Annotated in this window: 19 protein-coding genes, 2 tRNA genes and 1 riboswitch; of the genes, 8 read left to right on the top strand and 13 right to left on the bottom strand. The window is 68.7% G+C overall.

What is annotated here, in order from left to right; all coding sequences use genetic code 11:
- Positions 1 to 367 precede the first annotated feature (367 nt).
- The 6 genes from ABFX54_RS24070 to ABFX54_RS24045 form a co-directional block, all read right to left on the bottom strand.
- Positions 368 to 2932, bottom strand: a complete 2565-nt coding sequence (locus tag ABFX54_RS24070) for a valine--tRNA ligase (RefSeq protein WP_346108241.1) — start codon at positions 2930 to 2932, stop codon at positions 368 to 370.
- 83 nt (positions 2933 to 3015) lie between these two features.
- Positions 3016 to 4299: an ATP-dependent Clp protease ATP-binding subunit ClpX gene (clpX, locus tag ABFX54_RS24065; RefSeq protein WP_346108239.1), complete on the bottom strand. Its 1284-nt coding sequence runs from the start codon at positions 4297 to 4299 to the stop codon at positions 3016 to 3018.
- 188 nt (positions 4300 to 4487) lie between these two features.
- Complete coding sequence (locus tag ABFX54_RS24060; RefSeq protein ID WP_346108237.1) at positions 4488 to 5111, bottom strand: ATP-dependent Clp protease proteolytic subunit; 624 nt, start codon at positions 5109 to 5111, stop codon at positions 4488 to 4490.
- Positions 5112 to 5123: 12 nt separating this feature from the next.
- Complete coding sequence (locus tag ABFX54_RS24055; protein ID WP_346108235.1) at positions 5124 to 5756, bottom strand: ClpP family protease; 633 nt, start codon at positions 5754 to 5756, stop codon at positions 5124 to 5126.
- A gap of 415 nt (positions 5757 to 6171) precedes the next feature.
- Positions 6172 to 7566 carry a trigger factor gene (gene tig / locus ABFX54_RS24050; protein ID WP_346108233.1) on the bottom strand — a complete coding sequence of 465 codons (1395 nt, stop codon included), beginning with the start codon at positions 7564 to 7566 and terminating at the stop codon, positions 6172 to 6174.
- A gap of 163 nt (positions 7567 to 7729) precedes the next feature.
- Positions 7730 to 8596: a helix-turn-helix domain-containing protein gene (locus ABFX54_RS24045; protein WP_346108232.1), complete on the bottom strand. Its 867-nt coding sequence runs from the start codon at positions 8594 to 8596 to the stop codon at positions 7730 to 7732.
- Positions 8597 to 8830: 234 nt separating this feature from the next.
- On the opposite strand from ABFX54_RS24045, the gene ABFX54_RS24040 reads away from it, so the two are divergent.
- Entirely contained in the window at positions 8831 to 9307 is a 477-nt protein-coding gene (locus tag ABFX54_RS24040; RefSeq protein ID WP_106253536.1) for an ATP-binding protein, read from the top strand.
- Positions 9308 to 9396: 89 nt separating this feature from the next.
- Here the strand turns inward: ABFX54_RS24040 and ABFX54_RS24035 are convergent, their stop codons facing one another.
- Complete coding sequence (locus ABFX54_RS24035; RefSeq protein WP_346108230.1) at positions 9397 to 9909, bottom strand: DinB family protein; 513 nt, start codon at positions 9907 to 9909, stop codon at positions 9397 to 9399.
- A 325-nt stretch (positions 9910 to 10234) separates the two neighbouring features.
- Positions 10235 to 10639 (bottom strand): DoxX family protein, encoded by a 405-nt coding sequence (locus tag ABFX54_RS24030; protein WP_346108228.1) that lies wholly within the window; start codon positions 10637 to 10639, stop codon positions 10235 to 10237.
- Between the two features lie 309 nt (positions 10640 to 10948).
- On the opposite strand from ABFX54_RS24030, the gene ABFX54_RS24025 reads away from it, so the two are divergent.
- Entirely contained in the window at positions 10949 to 11230 is a 282-nt protein-coding gene (locus ABFX54_RS24025) for a hypothetical protein (protein WP_346108226.1), read from the top strand.
- A gap of 239 nt (positions 11231 to 11469) precedes the next feature.
- Here ABFX54_RS24025 and ABFX54_RS24020 read toward each other — a convergent pair.
- Positions 11470 to 11543: transfer RNA gene (locus tag ABFX54_RS24020), tRNA-Pro, on the bottom strand.
- Positions 11544 to 11632: 89 nt separating this feature from the next.
- On the opposite strand from ABFX54_RS24020, the gene ABFX54_RS24015 reads away from it, so the two are divergent.
- Positions 11633 to 11703 (top strand) — tRNA-Gly (locus ABFX54_RS24015).
- A 31-nt stretch (positions 11704 to 11734) separates the two neighbouring features.
- Here ABFX54_RS24015 and ABFX54_RS24010 read toward each other — a convergent pair.
- Positions 11735 to 12226: a DUF5946 family protein gene (locus ABFX54_RS24010; RefSeq protein WP_346108224.1), complete on the bottom strand. Its 492-nt coding sequence runs from the start codon at positions 12224 to 12226 to the stop codon at positions 11735 to 11737.
- 67 nt (positions 12227 to 12293) lie between these two features.
- Between ABFX54_RS24010 and ABFX54_RS24005 the strand changes: the two genes are divergently transcribed.
- Positions 12294 to 12935: a nucleoside/nucleotide kinase family protein gene (locus tag ABFX54_RS24005; protein ID WP_346108222.1), complete on the top strand. Its 642-nt coding sequence runs from the start codon at positions 12294 to 12296 to the stop codon at positions 12933 to 12935.
- Positions 12936 to 13057: 122 nt separating this feature from the next.
- Here the strand turns inward: ABFX54_RS24005 and ABFX54_RS57010 are convergent, their stop codons facing one another.
- A complete protein-coding gene (locus ABFX54_RS57010; protein ID WP_371252575.1) occupies positions 13058 to 13135 on the bottom strand; it encodes a 50S ribosomal protein bL37 in 78 nt (25 codons plus the stop codon).
- 172 nt (positions 13136 to 13307) lie between these two features.
- Here ABFX54_RS57010 and ABFX54_RS24000 point away from each other — a divergent pair, with 172 nt between their 5' ends.
- From ABFX54_RS24000 to ABFX54_RS23990, 3 genes are all read left to right on the top strand, one after another.
- Positions 13308 to 14087, top strand: coding sequence for a DeoR/GlpR family DNA-binding transcription regulator (locus tag ABFX54_RS24000; protein WP_346108220.1), 780 nt, complete (start codon positions 13308 to 13310; stop codon positions 14085 to 14087).
- Positions 14084 to 15163: a galactose-1-phosphate uridylyltransferase gene (galT, locus tag ABFX54_RS23995; protein WP_346108218.1), complete on the top strand. Its 1080-nt coding sequence runs from the start codon at positions 14084 to 14086 to the stop codon at positions 15161 to 15163. The genes ABFX54_RS24000 and galT overlap by 4 nt, the downstream gene beginning before the upstream one ends.
- A gap of 68 nt (positions 15164 to 15231) precedes the next feature.
- Positions 15232 to 15373, top strand: a riboswitch (cyclic di-AMP (ydaO/yuaA leader).
- Positions 15374 to 15378: 5 nt separating this feature from the next.
- The gene (locus tag ABFX54_RS23990) at positions 15379 to 16335 is read left to right on the top strand and encodes a coiled-coil domain-containing protein (protein ID WP_346108216.1); all 957 of its coding nucleotides are present in this window, start codon (positions 15379 to 15381) and stop codon (positions 16333 to 16335) included.
- A 68-nt stretch (positions 16336 to 16403) separates the two neighbouring features.
- On the opposite strand, the gene ABFX54_RS23985 is transcribed toward ABFX54_RS23990, so the two are convergent.
- Positions 16404 to 17708 (bottom strand): M50 family metallopeptidase, encoded by a 1305-nt coding sequence (locus tag ABFX54_RS23985; protein ID WP_346108214.1) that lies wholly within the window; start codon positions 17706 to 17708, stop codon positions 16404 to 16406.
- A gap of 153 nt (positions 17709 to 17861) precedes the next feature.
- Between ABFX54_RS23985 and ABFX54_RS23980 the strand changes: the two genes are divergently transcribed.
- Positions 17862 to 18461, top strand: a complete 600-nt coding sequence (locus tag ABFX54_RS23980; RefSeq protein WP_346108212.1) for a response regulator transcription factor — start codon at positions 17862 to 17864, stop codon at positions 18459 to 18461.
- Between the two features lie 144 nt (positions 18462 to 18605).
- Here the strand turns inward: ABFX54_RS23980 and ABFX54_RS23975 are convergent, their stop codons facing one another.
- Positions 18606 to 19721: a PP2C family protein-serine/threonine phosphatase gene (locus ABFX54_RS23975; RefSeq protein WP_346108210.1), complete on the bottom strand. Its 1116-nt coding sequence runs from the start codon at positions 19719 to 19721 to the stop codon at positions 18606 to 18608.
- Positions 19722 to 19731 lie beyond the last annotated feature (10 nt).

Below are 19731 nucleotides of genomic sequence, written 5' to 3'. Positions count from 1 at the left end.
CATGCACTGGCTTTTAACACACTGTTGAGTTCTCAAGAAACGGACGCGTACATCCGCACCAGAATCTCCGAGAGACCCTGGTGCGCGAGGCGCACATTTCGTTTCCTTCAGCCTACCAGATCCGGACGATCCTTGTCAAACCGCCCGATCCGGGAGCTTCCGGACTCGCCTCTCTTCGAGGCAACCCTGCTAACTTACTCTAACTTTCGGCCCTTGTCCAACCGCGCGGCTGGAGTCGCCCGAAAGTCGGGGTTCGTTCACTGGGATGTCAGGACCTGATCGGCCCCGCGCTGAAAACTCTAGCAGTCTCGCGGGCCTGGAAGGTCCATCTTCGGTAACGAATGGACCTTCCCCTCGTGCGGACTGTTCAAACCCCGAGCGCGGCGAGCTGGGCCTCGAGGCGCGCGATGTCCGCGCCGGCCTGCTCGGCCCTGCCCCTGACCTTGGCCACCACGTCCTGGGGCGCCTTGGCCATGAACTGCTCGTTGCCCAGCTTGGCGGTCGCCTGGGCGGCCTCCTTGCGGGCGGCGGCCAGATCCTTCTCCAGCCGCTTGCGCTCGGCCACGACGTCGATGGCGCCCGCGGTGTCGATCTCCACGGTCACCTCCCCCACCGTGAACCGCGCGGTCGCGTTGAACGACTCCTCCGGCTCCGTGAGCCGCAGCAGGGCCCTGATCGCGCTCTCCTGGCCGGCCAGCGGCGTGCCGCCCAGCCCGAGCCGCGCGGCCACCTTCTGGCCCGGCTTGAGCCCCTGGTCCGAGCGGAACCTGCGGACCTCGGTCACCAGCTCCTGCAGCGCCTCGATCTCCGCCTCGGCGCCGGCGTCGGCGTAGCGCGGATCGGCCACCGGCCACGGCGCCACGACGAGCGACTCGCCCCCGGTGACGGCCCGCCACAGCTCCTCGGTCACGAACGGCACCAGCGGATGCAGCAGCCGCAGGATCGCGTCGAGCACATGGCCGAGCACCAGCCTGGTGTGCTCACGCCCCTCGCCGAGCTGGATCTTCGCCAGCTCCAGATACCAGTCGCAGACCTCGTCCCACGCGAAGTGGTAGAGCAGGTCGGACGCCTTGGCGAACTCGAACTCCTCGAACGCCGCGTCGGCCGCCGTGATGACGGTCTGCAGACGGGACAGGATCCACCGGTCGGCCGAGGTCAGCTCGGCGTCGTCGAGCGTGCCGACGGCCGCGCCGTTCATCAGGGCGAAGCGGGTGGCGTTCCAGATCTTGTTGCAGAAGTTGCGTGAGCCGGCCGCCCATTCCTCGCTCACCGCCACGTCGGCGCCCGGGTTGGCGCCGCGCAGGAGGGTGAAGCGGGTGGCGTCGGCGCCGAAGCGCTCGATCCAGTCGAGCGGGTCGACGACGTTGCCGAACGACTTCGACATCTTCTTGCCGTACTGGTCGCGGACCATGCCGTGCAGGGCGACCACGCGGAACGGCGGCTCGCCGTCCATGGCGTAGAGCCCGAACATCATCATCCGCGCGACCCAGAAGAACAGGATGTCGTAGCCGGTGACCAGCACCGACGTCGGGTAGAAGCGCTCCAGCTCGGGGGTGCGGTCGGGCCAGCCCATCGTCGAGAACGGCCACAGCCCGGAGGAGAACCAGGTGTCGAGGACGTCGGAGTCCTGGGTGTAGCCCGCGGGCGGCTCCTCGTCGGGCCCCACGCACACGACCTCGCCGCCGGGCCCGTACCAGACCGGGATGCGGTGGCCCCACCACAGTTGCCGGGAGATGCACCAGTCGTGCATGTCGTCGACCCAGTCGAAGTAGCGCTTGGCCAGCTCCGGCGGGTGGATGCGGGTGCGTCCGTCGCGCACGGCGTCGCCCGCGGCCTTGGCCAGCGGCGCGACGTTCACGAACCACTGCAGCGAGAGCCGGGGCTCGACCACGGTCTTGCACCGCGAGCAGTGGCCGACCGAGTGCAGGTAGGGGCGCTTCTCCGCGACGATCCGGCCCTCGGCACGCAGCGCGGCGACCACGGCGGGGCGGGCCTCGAAACGGTCGAGCCCCTCGAACGGCCCGTGCGCGGTGATGACGCCGCGCTCGTCCATGACGGTCAGCGACGGCAGCGAATGACGCCGGCCGATCTCGAAGTCGTTGGGGTCGTGGGCGGGGGTGACCTTGACCGCGCCGGTGCCGAACGCCGGATCGACGTGCTCGTCGGCGACGACGGGGATCATGCGCCCGGTGAGCGGGACCTCGACCATCGTGCCGATGAGGTGGGCGTAGCGCTCGTCAGAGGGGTGGACGGCCACGGCGGTGTCGCCGAGCATCGTCTCGGCGCGGGTGGTGGCCACCACGATCTCGTCGGAGTAGCGGATGGAGACGAGCTCGCCCTCGTCCTCGCTGTGCTCGACCTCGATGTCGGACAGCGCGGTCAGGCAACGCGGGCACCAGTTGATGATCCGCTCGGCGCGGTAGATCAGGCCCTCGTCGAACAGCTTCTTGAAAATGGTCTGCACGGCGCGCGAGAGCCCGGTGTCCATGGTGAACCGCTCGCGCGACCAGTCGACGCCGTCGCCGAGCTTGCGCATCTGGCCGAGGATCCGGCCGCCGGACTCCTCCTTCCACTCCCAGACCCGCTCGACGAACGCCTCTCGCCCGAGGTCGTGCCGCGACTTGCCCTGCTTGGCCAGCTCGCGCTCGACGACGTTCTGGGTGGCGATGCCGGCGTGGTCCATGCCGGGCAGCCAGAGCGTCTCGTGGCCGCGCATGCGGGCGCGGCGGGTCAGGGCGTCCTGGATGGAGTGGTCGAGCGCGTGCCCGATGTGCAGCACGCCCGTCACGTTGGGCGGCGGCAGGACGATGCTGTACGGCTCGCGAGAGCTGCCCGGGTCGGCACGGAAGTAGCCTTCGGACACCCAGCGCTCGTAGCTACGGGTCTCGACGTCGGCCGGGGTGTACTGGGTAGGCAGCTCTGGCGTTGTCACAGTGACCAATTCTAGGGAGACGGGAAAGCGGAACGCCCCATGGTCGGTGACCACGGGGCGTCCGGATGAACAGGCTGGGCCGTTCAGGCCGACTTCTCGCGTGGTGCGCGCTGCTGCTTGGCGGCGAGCTGGTCACGCGGTACGAGCGTGGGGATCGCGTGTTCCAGGACCGACTCGCGGGTGATGACGACGCGGGCGACGTCTTGCCTGGAAGGTACCTCGTACATGACGGACTGGAGCACCTCCTCCAGGATGGCGCGCAGCCCGCGGGCGCCGGTGCCGCGCAGGATGGCCTGGTCGGCGATGGCCTCAAGGGCGCCGTCGGTGAACTCCAGCTCCACGCCGTCGAGCTCGAGCAGCTTGCGGTACTGCTTGACCAGCGCGTTGCGCGGCTCGGTGAGGATCTGGATGAGCGCCTCGCGGTCGAGGTTGTGCACCGAGGTGATGACCGGGAGCCGGCCGACGAACTCGGGGATCATGCCGAACTTGAGCAGGTCTTCGGGCATCACGTCGGAGAAGACGTCGACCGTGTCGACCTCCTCCTTCGAGCGGATGACGGCGTTGAAGCCGATGCCCTTCTTGCCGATGCGCGACTCGATGATCTTTTCCAGGCCGGCGAACGCACCGCCGCAGATGAACAGCACGTTGGTGGTGTCGATCTGGATGAACTCCTGGTGCGGGTGCTTGCGGCCGCCCTGCGGAGGCACCGATGCCGTGGTGCCCTCCAGTATCTTCAGCAGCGCCTGCTGCACGCCTTCGCCGGAGACGTCGCGCGTGATCGACGGGTTTTCGCTCTTGCGGGCGATCTTGTCGACCTCGTCGATGTAGATGATGCCCGTCTCGGCCTTCTTGACGTCGTAGTCGGCGGCCTGGATGAGCTTGAGGAGGATGTTCTCGACATCCTCGCCGACGTAGCCGGCCTCGGTCAGCGCGGTGGCGTCGGCGATGGCGAAGGGCACGTTGAGCATCTTCGCCAGGGTCTGCGCCAGCAGCGTCTTGCCCGAGCCGGTCGGACCGAGCAGCAAGATGTTGCTCTTGGCCAGCTCCAGACCGTCGTCTCTGCCCCGGTCACCGGACTGCACCCGCTTGTAGTGGTTGTAGACCGCCACCGAGAGGGCCTTCTTCGCCTTGTCCTGACCGATGACGTAGGCGTCGAGGAACTCGTAGATCTCCCTCGGCTTGGGCAGGTTGTCCCACTTGAGCTCGGAGGACTCGGAGAGCTCCTCCTCGATGATCTCGTTGCAGAGATCGATGCACTCATCGCAGATGTAGACGCCTGGACCGGCAATGAGCTTCTTGACTTGCTTCTGACTCTTTCCGCAGAAAGAGCACTTCAGCAGGTCTCCCCCGTCGCCGATGCGTGCCACCCCAGATACTCCTTTGCGTGGGACCGCCCTGCTTGCTCACGCGAGCAGTGTCTCCGGACATTCTCCGGACTAGGCCGAACCGCTCAGGTTTCGACGTTACCGTCTTCTGGGCCCTCAGTGAGCCCCCTAGCGGCGAGTCGCACCGGAACGTGCCCTATTGGGCAGCGCTCCGGCGCGTCACGTCTCGTCTAGGAAGCTACGGCCTGAGCTCGTTTCTTCCTGGACGGGATGATGTCATCGATCAGACCATACGCCTTCGCCTCGTCCGCGTTGAGAATTTTGTCGCGTTCGATGTCCTTGCGGACTTCGGTGGAGGGCTTGCCGGTGTGCCGGGCCACGATGTCCTCCAGCAGCGTGCGCATGCGCAGGATCTCGCGGGCCTGAATCTCGATGTCGCTTCCCTGGCCGCCACCCTCGGTGGACGGCTGGTGAATCAGCACCCGGGCGTTGGGCAGCGCGAAGCGCTTGCCCGGGGTGCCGCCCGCCAGCAGCACGGCCGCGGCCGAGGCGGCCTGGCCGAGGCAGACGGTCTGGATCTCCGGCCGGACGAACTGCATCGTGTCGTAGATCGCCGTCATGGCGGTGAAGGAGCCACCCGGCGAGTTGATGTAGATGCTGATGTCACGGTCGGGATCGAGCGACTCCAGCGTGAGCAGCTGGGCCATCACGTCGTTGGCCGACGCGTCGTCGATCTGCACCCCGAGGAAGATGATGCGGTCCTCGAAGAGCTTGTTGTACGGGTTCATCTCCTTCACGCCGTAAGACGTGCGCTCGACGAAGGAGGGGAGAACGTAGCGGCTCTGGATGTTCATGTCAGCTCCCCCTTAGGAGACCGGGCCCGCGGAGGGCACCTGCCGCGCGCTGCGCACGACGTGGTCGATGAAGCCGTAGTCCTTGGCCTCCTCGGCCGTGAACCAGCGGTCACGGTCGGAGTCGGCCTCGATCTGGTCCAGCGGCTGCCCCGTGTGGAAGGCGATCCGCTCGGCCAGCGTCTTCTTCACGTAGAGCATCTGCTCGGCCTGGATGGCGATGTCGGCGGCGGTGCCACCGATGCCACCCGACGGCTGGTGCATCATCACCCGGGCATGCGGCAGGCCGTAACGCTTGCCCGGCGCCCCGGCGGTCAGCAGGAACTGCCCCATGGAGGCGGCCATGCCCATCACCACCGTGGACACGTCGTTGGGCACATATTCCATCATGTCGTAAATCGCCATGCCCGCACTCACCGAGCCCCCCGGCGAGTTGATGTAGAGCGTGATGTCACGCTCCGGGTCGTCGGCGGCGAGCAGGAGGAGCTCGGCGCAGATGCGGTTGGCGATCTCGTCGTTGACCTCCTGCCCGAGCACGATGATGCGCTCGCGGAGCAGGCGCTGGTAAAGCTGGTCCTCAAGCCGGAAGGACGAGCCGTTCTCACGGCCTCGCGACTCAGGCTGATAGAAGGTCGGCGGGCTGGTCACAGCGTCACCTTCCGATGCGTCGTAATCGATTGGCTTTGCTTGTGACCTTAACGCGCGCCGCCTACAGCTCATGCCCGCTCACCCGGGCTGTTCGCTGACGGCGCAGGTTCGGGCGAACGTACGGCCGCTGCTCTTTGCACGTTCATCCGGCTTTCGTCCTGGGAGGCGCGCCCTTCCTGGGGCGCTCAAGGGGCGGTCCCACGCACGCGGACGCCGGTCGGCCCCCATGCCAGCCGCCAGGCCCCCGATCCCCTCAGAAGCCGTCTGAGCGCCCCCAGCGCCCTCGCCGGCGGCGAGCCGGCCGCCGGGGTGGCTGCCGGGGTGGCTGCCGGGGTGGCGGAGCGGAGGCGTGCGCGGGAACGACGAAGCCCCCGGACACGGGATCCGGGGGCTCGCGGTGACTCGGGGCCGGAGGTTACGCCTCGGCCTTGCCGTCGTCGGCCTTCTCCGCGGAGGACTCGTCCTCCTCCTCGACGGGCTCGGCACCGTTGATCTCGGTGTAGATGGCCTTGAGGTCGACCTCGTTGCCGTTGCTGTCGACCACCTTGGCGGCATCGCCCAGCACCGACTTGGCCTTGTCGCGGACGATCTCGACCATGGCCAGCGTGAGCTGGTCGTTGTCGGCGAGGTGCTTGGCCAGCTCGTTGGGCTGGACGCCCATCTCCATCGCCCGGCGGACCACGAAGTTGGTCAGCTCCTGCTCGGAGACGCCCAGCTCCTCGGCCTTGACGATCTTGTCGAGCACGAAGCCGACCTTGATCGCGCGGGCGGAGTTGGTCTCGAACTCGGCGAAACGCTCCTCCTCCGTCGTCTGGTAGAGACGGAAGAAGGCGTCACGGCTGAGGCCGCTCTCGGCCACCTGGTGGTCGAGGTTGTGCTTGCGGGCGTCGACCTCGGCCTTGAGCGCGCTGTCGGGCAGCGGGATGTCGATCTTCTCGAGCACCGCGTCGAGCGCGTTTTCGCGGGCCTGGACGACCTGGTCGATCAGCTTGTTGCGGCGGGCCTGCTCGCGGATGCTGTTCTTCAGCTCATCGAGCGTGTCGAACTCGCTGGCCAGCTGGGCGAACTCGTCGTCGAGCTCGGGCAGGACCTTCTCCTTGACCGACTTGACGTTGATGATCACGTCGGCCTCCTCGCCGGCGTTCTCGCCGCCGACGAGCTCGGTCTTGAAGCTCTTCTCCTCGCCCGCGGACATGCCCTCGAGGGCGTCGTCGAGGCCCTGCAGCACGGAGCCGGCGCCGACCTCGTAGGAGACCTCGTTGGCCTGCTGCTCCTCGATGTTCTCGCCGTTGATCTCGGCGCGCAGGTCCATGACGACGAAGTCGCCGCTGGTCGCGGCGCGCTCCACGCCGGTCAGCGTGGCGAAACGCTGGCGCAGTGCGTCGAGCTGGCTGTCCACGTCCTCGTCGGAGACCTCGGCGGAGTCGACCGTGACCTCGACGCCCGCGTAGTCGGGCACCTCGAAGTTGGGCCGGATGTCGACCTCGGCGGTGAACTCGATCTGCTCGCCGTCGTCGATCCTCGTGACCTCGATGTCGGGCTGGCTGACCGGGAACACGTCGACCTCGTCGACGGCCTGCCCGTAGAGCTTGGGCACGGCGTCGTTGAGGGTCTCCTCCAGCACTACCGCCCGGCCGAAGCGCTGCTCGATGATGCGGGCCGGAACCTTGCCAGGCCGGAACCCGGGGACGCGCACCTGCTGCGCGACCTTCTTGTACGCCGCATCCATGCTCGGGCGCAGCTCGTCGAACGGCACCTCGACAGTGAGCTTGACCCGGGTCGGGCTGAGCTCCTCGACAGCGGTCTTCACGGAATGGTCTCCTTGATCAAGCTACGAGTGATCGCGGGCGCGTCCATCGGTACGGCTCACGCGCCGCGCCCACATAAAGCGCTGGGCATGCTCCGCCACGGCGGGTTCCAACGCCGATGGCCAGTCTAGGGCAGATGCGTACCCAACCACGACGCCGCCGCGTTCAGAACTCGTCCGCGATCGTCCTCAGCAACTCGATCGTCTCATCCGGAGTGGTGCTCACGGCGCACAGCCGCTCCATCACCTCGGTGTATCGGTCCACGTCCTCACGCTTGTCCAGGTAGAGCGCGCTCGCGAGCTGTTCCACGTACACCACGTCGGGCAGATCATTGTCGGGGAAGCGCAGGATGCTGAACGCGCCGCCCTCCGCGCTGTGCCCGCCGAAGCTGAACGGCATGATCTGGATCGTGATGCTGGGCTGGCGCATCAGGTCGATGAGGTGCTCGAGCTGGGCCCTCATCACTTCGGCGCCGCCGATGGGCCGCCGCAGAGCGGCCTCGTCGATCACCGCCCAGAAGATCGGCCCGTCCGGCCTGTCCAGCATCCTCTGGCGCTCCAGCCGGAGATCCACCCTTCTGGCGATCTCCTCCGCCGCGATCCCGGCCGAACCGGCGGTCACGACGGCCCTTGCGTACTCCTTGGTCTGCAACAGTCCTGGCACGAACTGGACCTCGTAGGTCCTGATCCTGGCGGCGGCCTCCTCAAGGCCGACGTACGCCTGAAACCACGTGGGCAGGACGTCGTTGAACCGGTGCCACCAGCCAGGCTCGTTGGCGGTGGTCACCAGGTCGAGCACGGCGGAGCGGGCCTGGTCGTCGACGACCCCGTACAGGGTCAGCAGGTCCGCAACGTCGCGTTCTTTGAACCCCACCCGGCCGAGTTCCATTCGGCTGATCTTGGATTCCGACCCCCGGATGAGATGGCCGGCCTCCTCACGAGTAACGTTCTTCGCTTCCCTGAGCTTGCGCAGCTGGGAGCCCAGGAGGATGCGCAGCGCCGTCGGCCCGGAACCCGGCTGGTTCTGCGTCACTTTGCCTCCTATCAAGGTCCGCACACACAGTGACACCACATTGCCGGGTATGACAAGGTCTCAACCTCGTGTCCGATTCGGATACCTATGCGCCCAAAACGCCGCTTGCTCCTGCACATTGCAACTGCACGTGCATTTGGGTCTTGCAGGTGCCGCGTTCGTGACCCATGATGGCTTAGTGCATATTGGGCCAAACATGCACTAACCAAGGTTGAACGGGGAGGTATCGGCGGCATGGTGGAGGACCCTCTGGCCACTGCCGACTGCCTCCAGATCACGCGTGACGTGGGCTTCGACCGTCTGCTCATGGGCGGCAAACCCGGCACGACCGCGTGTCCGCTCCCCTTTCAGGCCGACTCGGTCAAGACCGCCAGGGACGTGACCCGCTCGACGCTGCGCGCCTGGGGCCTGCACGACCTGAGCGACGACGCCGCGCTGGTCGTGTCGGAGCTGGTGACGAACGCGGTCAGGTACGCGATGTACGCCGCGGGGCGCCGTGAGATCGAATTGTTGCTGATGCGGGTCGCCCCCCACGTGCTGCTCGCGGTGGCCGACCCCAGCGACGAGGTGCCGCGGCCCAAGGAGCCCGACTTCATCTCCGAGAACGGGCGCGGCCTCTACATCGTCGAGACCTACAGCCAGTGCTGGGGATGGGACCCGCTGGCCCGCGGCGGCAAGGCCGTCTGGGCGCTGTTCCGCGCCGACGGCTGAGGCGGCTGTTCCGCGCCGACGGCTGAGGCTTGTGCGCTTCGCCGCCGTCGTCCGCACTCGCATCAGCCGCCCTCGCCCTCACCCTCGCGTCAGTCGCCCGTCGCGCCGTCGATCCGCTCGCGCAGCAGGTCCGCGTGACCGTTGTGGCGCGCGTACTCCTCGATCACGTGCACCAGGACGTAGCGGTGCGAGCACTCCCGCCCGTTGCGGTCGCCCACCGCGTCCAGCGGCTTGGCCGCCGAGATGGCCCGCGCGCGCTCGATCTCCTCCTGCCACACCTCGAACGCCTCCTTGACCGAGGCGGTGTCCACGTCGTTGAAGTCGGCGTCGTTGTCGCGGTCCTTGTCCCACAGCTTGGGCAGGTCCTCGCCGTCGAGCACGCGGCGGAACCAAACCCGTTCGACGTGGGCCATGTGCCTGACCAGGCCAAGCAGGGACAGGGACGAGGGCGGCGCCGAGCGCACGCGCAGCTGCTCGTCCGACAGGCCCGCGCACTTGAACGCCAGGGTCGCGCGGTGCCATTCGAGCCAGTTGCCGAGCACGGCGCGCTCGTCACCGGTGAAGGGAGGGGGAATCCGGGTGTCTTTCACGGAGTCATTCACGGAGCCCGACCCTACCGGCGCCGGTCCGGTGATCCGCCTGGAGGATGCGGGTGGCCTCGGCGCGTTCGGTGTCGTCCCTGACGTTGTCCACGAAGTCCTCCGGGGTGTCCCCGCATACGTGGCGCAGGGCCGGGGATCCGTCCAGGAGGGACCGGACGAGCGCTCTCCGGGACGTGAGGCGCCGGGGCGGCCGTTCCCGTCGGCGACGCAGCCGTGGAACTTCGCCCGCAGCTGACCGGGAGCGGCGTTGGAGCCGACCGCGGCGACGCGGCAGCGGCCGCGCGTCGGCGCGCCTGCCTCGCGGGCGAGCGGCGCGCCGACTCGCTCACCGCCTGGAGAGCGCCGCCCACAGACGCGCCGTACCGTCCCTGCGTCCCCAGGCGATGACGGCGCACAGCACGAGCACGGCCAGCGGCATGAAGACGCCGCCCCCGGACACGAACGCCTCGACCAGCGCCGCGCACGCCGTCAGCCCCACGAACGCCAGCCCCGCCACCCCGGCCAGCCGCGGCACCAGCAGCCCCACCGCCCCGGCGACCTCCAGCGCGCCGGTCAGGTTCCTGAACCAGTCACCCCACCCGATCGCCGCGAACGTGGACGCGGCCGGCTCAGCGTTGCCGAACTTGCCCAGGGCCGACATCAGGAAGAACCCGGCCAGGACGATCTGCAGCCCCCACAGGGCGACGTTGCCGACCCGGCCGGCGGTGCCGCGTCGCGTTGGAGTAGTCATGCTCTGCCGCCTCCTAGATGATCGAACGATGCCTCCGACGCTAGGAAAACGGCCCCTTCCCCCACCATCGGGCCAGCTGCCGAGCCGACCTGTACCTAGGTGCACCCTCACGCTCGCCTTGACGGTCGTCGCGCTGGTCGCCTCACAGGTACGCACCTAGGTGCCGAGTGGATCAAATGTCCCTATTGATGAACCTTTCCGATACGAAGACACATTGGACCGATTGACTACGTTGTGTAGCAGGAATATGACTTTCTGTGACTTCCGATCGATCCTGATCGGGGCTCAGGAAACATAGAGGAGCACAAGATGAAGGCACGTCAGATGAGCGGGGCATTCGCCGTGGCCGTCGCCCTGCTCGCGGCCGGGGCGATCACGGGTCCCGGCGCGGCGATGGCCGAAGACCGTCAGTCGCCGAACGTGTTCACGGTGTGCGGCACCGGCCCGGTGTACCGTTCCGCCCACGTCCACATCGACACCAAGTGCGACATCAAGGTCAACGTCGAGCGGCCCAGGCTCATGCAGCACAGCGCCGACTACGTCGCCGAAGACCTCGCGCTGGAGGACGCGGACGCACAGGCCGACGAGTGAGCCTCTCCTGCCGAGGAGGACGCCTCAGCGGGCCGGCAGCGCGCCGGACCGACGACTCGTCGCCTTGCAGGTAACCCCCAGAAGCACGAAACGGGCCGCCCTCGGTCGTACACCGGGAAGAGGTGTACGACCGGGGGCGGCCCCAGCCGCGTTGCCTGACGAGGTAGCGGCCCTGGGCGGGGAAACGGCAAGGCCCCGTCTCACCGAAGTGAAACGGGGCCTTGCCCTGCATCTCCCAGTCGGGGCGACAGGATTTGAACCTGCGACTTCTTGCTCCCAAAGCAAGCGCGCTGCCAAGCTGCGCCACGCCCCGTCTCGTCGAGTGCGCATGCGGTCCGCGACTCCGGTACGCTTTTGCCCTGACGACCGGATGAAGTCTAGACCAGAGTTCGACCGGTTCGCGCGGACGTAGCTCAATGGTAGAGCCCTAGTCTTCCAAACTAGCTACGCGGGTTCGATTCCCGTCGTCCGCTCTCAGGGCGTGAAAGGCCAGGTCGGCTTCGGCTACCTGGCCTTTGTCGTCTCTCCGTGTCGCGGGGCTCCGTAGGTCTCCAAGGTCGCCCGGGCGATGGCGTCGATGCGGTGGCCGTATGCCGCGTGTCCGTCCGCGAGGAAGGTGCCGTCCTGGAACGGCAGGTCGCTGAACGTGGTGCGGAATCCCCCGGCGGGCCGGGTCGCGGGAAGCGGGGCGTACGGGGTCAGGGGGCGGGTGTCGACGGCGGCGCGGACTCGGTGGTTGTTGCGGGCCACACGGTGGGCCTGGAGGCGGGTCAGGGCGTCGAGGCCCTTGCCGGCGTAGAACTGCAGCAGGCGGTACTGGTCGTCGAGATACGGGTCGGGGCCGCCGGGCGGGTGTTGCAGGAGGTAGGCGCAGACGACGACCGCGTGCCAGCGGTACATCTCCGGGTCGCGCTGCTCCTCGGACAGGACCTCGTGGTAGTAGTCCGCGCAGACGCCGAGCGGGCCGGCGTTCGCGCCGCAGTCGCAGTGGCTCATCACGGCAATCTAGGCGGCGCCCGGCCGCGTTGTCGAAGGCATGAGGCCCGCTCGTAAGCTGAGGGCGATGCGTGCGCGACCGATCTCCCGTGAGGCCCTCGTCGAGGAGCTGGCCGAGCTGATCTCCGACAGACCGCCGGGCTCGTGGGGGCGGGTGGCCGTCGACGGCGCCCCCTCCGCACGCCCGGAGTCGCTCGCCGACGAGCTGGTCGCGCCGCTGCGGCTGCGCGGGCGGCCGGTGCTGCGGGTGTCGGCCGGCGACTTCCTGCGGCCCGCCTCGTTGCGGCTGGAGTACGGCAGGACGGATCCCGACGCCTTCTACGACGACTGGCTGGACGCGGGGGCGCTGCGCAGGGAGGTGCTGGAGCCGCTGAACCCCGGAGGGTCGGGGCGGGTGCTGCCGGCGCTGTGGGACAGCGTGATCGACCGGGCCTACCGGATGCCGTACGAGGAGCTGGCTCCCGGCGGGGTGGTGCTGGTGGACGGGACGCTGCTGCTGGGGCGGGGGCTGGCGTTCGAGGTGAGCGTGCACCTGTGGCTGTCGCCCGGCGCGCTCGAACGCGGCACGCCCGAGGACGAGAGGTGGCGGCTGCCGGCCTACCGGCGCTACGAGCGGGAGGTCAGGCCGCAGGAGGCGGCGGATGTGGTCGTACGGGCCGATCATCCGCGGCGGCCGGCCGTCCTCGTCAGGGACGGGGCCGAGGCCTGAGTCATGGTGTCCGGGGACGGGGACGGGGCCGACGCCTGAGCCACGGTGGCCGGGTCGAAGACGGGCCTGGAACTGAGCCGTGGTGGCCGCCTCGGAAGGGAGGGGCGGCGGCCACCCGGCCGTCATCGCGCGGTAGGGCGCTTGCCGTGGTTCGCCTTCTTCTTCTTGCGTGCCTTGCCCTTGCGTGCGCGCCTGGCCATGGAGCTCGCCTCCCAGTGATCGGATACAAAGTGATCGAGTACAGGGTGATCGGGTACGGCATCAGTTCCCAACGTCTCTCCCCACGCTGACCAGCGCAAGCGATCCCGGCGAACTAACATTCCCCAACAATTTCGTGTCATAATTTGGTGGAATCTGTTGGAAGGAGCGGGCGTGCTCGCACAGCAGCGTCAGCAGGCGATTCTCGAACGCGTGCGCAGCCACGGCGGCGTCCGGGTGGCCGACCTCGTACGCGAGCTCGGCGTCTCCGACATGACGATCCGCCGCGACCTGGAGGTGCTCGCCGAGCGCGGGCTGCTGGAGAAGGTGCACGGCGGCGCGACCGCGCTCGGCCCCGGCTCGACCGAGGAGCCGGGCTTCACCGCCAAGTCCGCCCGCCAGCAGCAGGAGAAGGAGGCCATCGCGCGGCACGCGGCGGGGCTGGTCCGCCCCGGCACGGCCGTGGCGCTGTCGGCGGGGACGACCACGTGGGCGCTGGCCCATCATCTGATCGGCGTGCCCGAGCTGACCGTGATCACCAATTCGATCCCGGTCGCCGAGGTCTTCCACCGCAACCCGCGCACCGACCGCACCGTGGTGCTGACCGGAGGGATGCGCACGCCGTCCGACGCGCTGGTGGGGCCGGTCGCGGTGGCGGCGATCCGCCGCCTGCACGTCGACACGCTCTTCCTCGGCGTGCACGGGATGAGCGTGCGGGCCGGGTTCACCACGCCCAACCTGCTGGAGTCGGAGACCGACAGAGAGCTCGTGACGGCCGCGACCAGGCTGGTCGTCCCGGCCGACCACACGAAGTGGAACACGGTCGGCATCAGCACCATCGCCGAGCTGAGTGAGGCCCACGTGGTCATCAGCGACGCGGGGCTGCCCGAGGACGCACGCACCGACCTGGCCGAAAGGGCCGGGCAATTGATCATCGCGGAGGGCTCGCAGTGAAGCGCACCATCACCCATCTGGCCGACGGCCGGGAGCTGATCTACTTCGACCGGCGGGACGACGCCGACAGGAGCGCGATCGACCGGCGGACGCTCGACCCCCGGCCGGTGGCCTCCGAGCTGCGCTACGACCCGCTGACCGAGGAGTGGATCGCGGTCGCGGGGCACCGGCAGACGCGTACGTTCCTGCCGACCGGCGGCACGTCGGAGTGCCCGCTGTGCCCGTCGTCGGACGAGCGGTCGACGGAGATCCCGGCGCACGACTACGACGTGGTGGTGTTCGAGAACCGCTTCCCCTCTTTCTCCACAAATTTCGGGACTTATCAGGAGGTGGGCGGACTGAGCGAGGTCCGTCCGGGCGTGGGGAGGTGTGAGGTGGTGTGCTTCACCTCCGACCACTCCTCCTCCTTCTCCAGGCTCTCCGACGCCCAGGTGGAGCTGGTCATGGAGGCGTGGGCCGACCGCACGGCCGAGCTCTCCGGGATCGACGGCGTGGAGCAGGTCTTCTGCTTCGAGAACCGGGGCGAGGAGATCGGCATCACGCTCGCCCATCCGCACGGCCAGATCTACGCCTACCCGTACGTCACGCCCAAGGCCAAGCTGCAACTCGGCGCGGCTGCCCGCCATCGGGGGCCGGGCAACCTGTTCGCCGACGTGCTGGCGGCCGAGCGGGCTGCGGGGACGCGGGTGGTGGCCGCCAACGAGCTGTGGACGGCGTTCGTGCCGGCCGCCGCGCGCTGGCCGTTCGAGGTGCACGTGTATCCGCACCGGCAGGTGCCGGACCTGGCGGCGCTCACGGAGGAGGAGCGGGCGGCGTTCGCCCCCCTCTACACCTCGGTGCTGCGGGCCTTCGACGGGCTGTTCGGCGTGGTGATGCCGTACATCTCGGCCTGGCACCAGGCGCCCGTACGCCAGGACAGGGAGCTGGCCTACCTGCACCTGGAGCTGTTCAGCATCCGGCGGGCGCCGAACAAGCTGAAGTTCCTGGCCGGCTCGGAGTCGGCGATGGGCGCCTTCGTCAACGACGTGCTGCCGGAGGAGGCGGCGCGCATGCTTCGATCACAAGTAGATCACTAATTGATTTCCTCTTAAGGTCGCATGACTCGTGATCTACCACTAATATCCCCATAAGCACCGGCCATAACAGCCGTCGCTTGCCTAATCCCGGGCGCGTGGCCCGGGAGCCGGGGACCCGAAACCGCACCTGGGGTGAATCCGCTTCGGTGGTAGGGCGCACTCCCATGCCCGAACCCGTCAGCTAACCCGGCCGGCAGAGGGAGAGGAACACCTACGTGGCGGCTTCGTCCCCCGCGACTCTTGCCATCGGTCTGATCACCGCCGCCGCCGTCGCCGTCCTTCCGGCGATTCCGGCGTCCGCCGCCCCCAAACCCTCGGAGGCGAAGCTCCGGGCGCAGCTCAAACAGCTCAACACCAAGGTCGACAAGCTCATCGAGAAGTACAACCTCAGGCGCGTCGAGCTGGCCAAGGCCCAGCAGGCCGCCGAGGCGGCCAAGGCCAGGCTGGCCACCGCCGAGCAGACGCTGGCCACGGCCGAGCAGCGGGTCGCCGAGATCGCCCGCCTGCGTTACCAGAACGCCGATCCTTCGCTCCCCTTCCTGATGACCCCCGAGCGCGGCAGCAGCGCCGCCCTGCTCGAACAGCTGACGGCCGAGCAGCAGGCGGTCGTGCAGAGCGTGGCCAAGGCCAAGGACGACAAGGAGAAGGCCAGCAAGGAGGCCGCCGCCCTGGCGACCAGGATCAAGGCCGACGCGGCCGAGGTGGACAGTCAGCGCGACGACGCCGAGAAGGTCATCGACGACATCGAGGACAAGCTCAAGGATCTGGTGCCGTTCGCGACGGGCCGCAACTCCGACGGTTCGTGGGCGCCGCAACTGCCGTCCGGCCCTGACCACATCACCCCGCGGACGCGGCTGATGAAGGCCCAGGTGGCCAAGAACTTCGCGCTGCCGTTCTCCGTGGGCTGCTTCCGCGCGGGCGCGAGCGGCGAGCACCCGCTGGGCCGGGCCTGCGACTTCATGATGAGCACGGGCGGCTCGATGCCGTCGGCGGCCAACAACGCCCTCGGCGACCGGCTGGCGGACTGGGCGCTGGCGAACAAGGGCAAGCTGGGCGTCAAGTACGTGATCTGGAAGCAGCGGATCAACCACGGGTCGGGCTGGCGAACGATGTCGAACCGCGGCAGCATCACCGAGAACCACTTCGACCACGTGCACATCTCGATGAACTGACGCCGGGAAAGCCGAACGGGGCCCCTGCCGAGGAGACGGCACGGGCCCCGCGTCATGTTCAGGGGGCGTCAGTTGGTCAGCGTGAGCGGGTTGACCAGGTCGGCGTAGACGAGCAGACCGGCCATGATCATCATCACGATCGCGAGCGCGTACGTCAGCGGCAGCACCTTGGCGATGTCGACGTAGGCCGGCTCCGGCCGCTTCATGACCTTGGCGTACGCCCGCTTGATGCCCTCCCACAGGCCCCCGGCGACGTGACCGCCGTCGAGCGGCAGCAGCGGGATGAGGTTGAACATGCCGATCGCCAGGTTGAAGCCGGCCAGCAGGTTGACGAAGATGGCGATCTTCTTCTCGGTGGACAGGTCGGAGGCGAGGATCTCGCCGCCCATGCGGCCAGCGCCGACCACGCCCACCGGGCCCTCGGGGTCGCGCTCGTCGCCGGAGAAGGCCGCGTGCCAGACGCCGACCATCTTCTCCGGCAGGTTGAGCAGCGAGCCCGCCACCCGGGCGGTCAGCTCGCCCATGTAGCCGACGACCTGGCCGAGGCTCTGCTTCTCCATGACCTCGGTGGGCAGCACGCCGAGGAAGCCGACGTTCTTGTCGATCTTCTCGGGGTCTTCGAGGTTGGGCCGGTCCTGGGCGATGAGCGTGACGCTGAGCGTCATCGGCTTGCCGTCGCGCTCGATGCCGAGTCGCACCGGGCCGGGGCCGTGGGAGCGGATCAGGCGGGTGGCGTCGTCCCAGGAGCCGATCTTCTGGCCGTCGAAGGAGACCATGCGGTCACCGGGCTTCATGCCGGCCTGGGCGGCGGGCGTCAGCTTGTCGCCGGGCGCGCACTGGGCGCGCTGCTCGGAGATCGGGATCACGCAGGTGTGGGTCTCGGGCGAGACGATCGGGGCCCAGGCGGGCAGGCCGATGCCGACCAGCAGGATGCTGAAGAAGACGAAGGCGAGCACGAAGTTCATCGCCGGGCCGCCGGACATGATGATGACCTTCTGCCACCACTTCTTGCGGTAGAAGACGCGGTCTTCGTCGCCCGGCCGCACCTCTTCCTGCGCGGCGTCGCGGGCCGACTCGATCAGGCCCTGCCACGGGCCCGTGGCGGTGCTCCTGAGCTTGCCCGGCTCGTCGCCGGGGCGGGGCGGGAGCATGCCGATCATGCGGATGTAGCCGCCGAACGGGATCCACTTGATGCCGTATTCGGTCTCGCCCTTGCGCCGCGACCACGCCGTGGAGCCGAAACCCACCATGTACTGGGTCACCCTGACGCCGAAGATCTTGGCCGGCACCAGGTGGCCGAGCTCGTGCAGCGCGATGGAGACCATCAGACCGAGGAGGAAGAGGATGATCCCCACGACGTAGAGCCAGTTCATCGAGGTGTGCTCCCGGCAGACGACAGGACAGACGAAGGGTCCGACAGCCCCAGAGTAGTCGAACTCGCCACACCGTACGGCTTACCGGTTCCGACGGGCATTGACAGTGCGCGATCAAGCGATCACGCTGGGAGAACGACGGAGGGGGACGTCTTGATCCGCATACTGATCGCCGAGCACCTGCCCTTGGTGCGCCGTGGCCTGCTCGTCACCCTGGCGGCCGAGCCTGGCCTGCGGGTCGTCGCCGAGGCGGGGCACGCTCAGGAGGCGGTGAGCGCGGCGCGGGCGGCCGCGGCCGACGTGGCGGTGGTCGATCTCGACCTGCCCGGGGAGCCCGCGGCTGCGGATTCGCTGGCCGAGCACGTGCCAGGGTGCGGGGTGCTGCTGCTGTCGGCCGCGCCCAACCCCGCGCAGGTGCGCGCGGCCCTGGCCGGCGCCGCATTGGGCTTCATGAGCCTGTGCGTGCCGCCTGAGCGGCTGGCCGAGGGCATCCGGCAGGTGGCGGCCGGGCGGCGGGCCATCGAGGCCGAGCTCGCCGTGGCCGCCCTCGAGTGCGCGACCAACCCGCTGACCCGGAGGGAGCTCGACGTGCTGCGGGCCGCGGCGGGCGGGGCTCGTTCGACGGAGATCGCCGACGAGTTGTTCCTGTCGGTGGGGACCGTACGCAATCATCTGTCGCGCATCATGTGCAAGACCGGAGCGCGGAACCGGCTCGACGCGGTACGCATCGCGAGCGACTCCGGCTGGCTGTAGGCGGGAGCTCAAGCCTGTGACGGGACCCGGTGGAGCCGCGCCGCTCCGCCGGGACCCGAACACGTAGAGCCTGCCAGCCGCACGCACCCGCTGCCAGTGAACGCTGTCACGACCGCACCGTGTAAAAGGTCACGGGTCGGCGGCTCAGGGACGCCAGATGAGCACCAGCGCGCAGTCGTCGTTGTGCCCTGAGGCCATGGCGTTGACCAGCGCCCTGGCGCCGTCGCGGAAGCCCGAGGGCAGCAGCCGCTCGGCCTCGCCGAGCAGCCGGTCGAGCCCGGCGTCGATGTCGCGCCCGGGCTGCTCGATCAGCCCGTCGGTGTAGAGCAGCAGCGCGTCGCCCCGGCGCAGGGTGCCGCTGTCGGGCTCGCAGTGCAGGTCGGGCACCACGCCGAGCACCACGCCCTTGGCCGTGGCGACCTGCCAGTTGCCCGTGCCCGCGTCGAACTTGACCACCGGCGGATGCCCGGCCGAGGTGATCGTGTAGTCGCCGGTGTCGAGGTCGAGGCGTACGTGCACCGCGGTCACGAAGCCCTCGTCGCCGCGCTGCCTGTGCAGGTAGGCGTTGCACGCGGGCAGGAAGTCCTCGACCGAGCCGAGCAGCCCGCCGAACGTGCCGGACAGCAGCAGCGCTCTCGTGCCCGCGTCGACGCCCTTGCCCGAGACGTCGACCAGCGCGATCTCGACGGAGTTGCCGTCGCGCATGGAGACCAGGAAGTCGCCGCCGAACGACGAGCCGCCCGCCTGCTTGAGCACGACCTTGCCGCCCCAGTCCTTCGGCAGCTGGGGCAGCTCGCCCTGGCTCCTGAGCCGATCGCGCAGCTCCAGCAGCATCGCGTCGCCGCGCAGCCCCTGCACGCCCAGCTTGCCCCGGGTGCGGGCCATCAGCACGGCGAGCACCGTGGTGAACACGATCGTCACGGTGAGCCCGAGGCCGACCCGGCCCACGCCCAGGTTGACGGCGATGTAGCCGAGCGCCGCCCCCACCCCGACGAGCAGCTTGACCAGGCTGCCCAGCCGGAGCTGGAGCCCGCCGATGAGCGTGACCAGGATGAGCAGGGCGGGCGAGAACCACTCGGTCGAGACCTCGGCCGCGAGGACCCCGATGACGAGCGCGAGCACGATCAGGGTGATGAGCAGGTTGCGGTCGCGGGCCAGCAGCACCCTCCGGACGAACCGGACGACAGGCACCAGGAAGGGCACCCGTATCAGGGCCGCACGGACCCGTGGCGGGATCAGCGGCGCTGGTCGGGAACTCATGATGCGCCTG

It is taken from the genome of Nonomuraea maheshkhaliensis (assembly GCF_039529435.1).
Taxonomy (GTDB): domain Bacteria; phylum Actinomycetota; class Actinomycetes; order Streptosporangiales; family Streptosporangiaceae; genus Nonomuraea; species Nonomuraea maheshkhaliensis.
Note: the sequence above shows the minus strand (reverse complement) of the source record. Positions and strands in the feature narration are given on the sequence as shown.

What these genes read in the sequence shown, in the direction of transcription:
- ABFX54_RS24010 (WP_346108224.1), bottom strand. Translation starts at nt 12,226, where the DNA reads ATGAGCCACTGCGACTGCGGCGCGAACGCCGGCCCGCTCGGCGTCTGC.
- ABFX54_RS23975 (WP_346108210.1), bottom strand. Translation starts at nt 19,721, where the DNA reads ATGAGTTCCCGACCAGCGCCGCTGATCCCGCCACGGGTCCGTGCGGCC.
- ABFX54_RS24025 (WP_346108226.1), top strand. Translation starts at nt 10,949, where the DNA reads ATGAAGGCACGTCAGATGAGCGGGGCATTCGCCGTGGCCGTCGCCCTG.
- ABFX54_RS24040 (WP_106253536.1), top strand. Translation starts at nt 8,831, where the DNA reads ATGGTGGAGGACCCTCTGGCCACTGCCGACTGCCTCCAGATCACGCGT.
- ABFX54_RS23985 (WP_346108214.1), bottom strand. Translation starts at nt 17,708, where the DNA reads ATGAACTGGCTCTACGTCGTGGGGATCATCCTCTTCCTCCTCGGTCTG.
- ABFX54_RS24060 (WP_346108237.1), bottom strand. Translation starts at nt 5,111, where the DNA reads ATGAACATCCAGAGCCGCTACGTTCTCCCCTCCTTCGTCGAGCGCACG.
- ABFX54_RS24030 (WP_346108228.1), bottom strand. Translation starts at nt 10,639, where the DNA reads ATGACTACTCCAACGCGACGCGGCACCGCCGGCCGGGTCGGCAACGTC.
- ABFX54_RS24005 (WP_346108222.1), top strand. Translation starts at nt 12,294, where the DNA reads ATGCGTGCGCGACCGATCTCCCGTGAGGCCCTCGTCGAGGAGCTGGCC.
- ABFX54_RS57010 (WP_371252575.1), bottom strand. Translation starts at nt 13,135, where the DNA reads ATGGCCAGGCGCGCACGCAAGGGCAAGGCACGCAAGAAGAAGAAGGCG.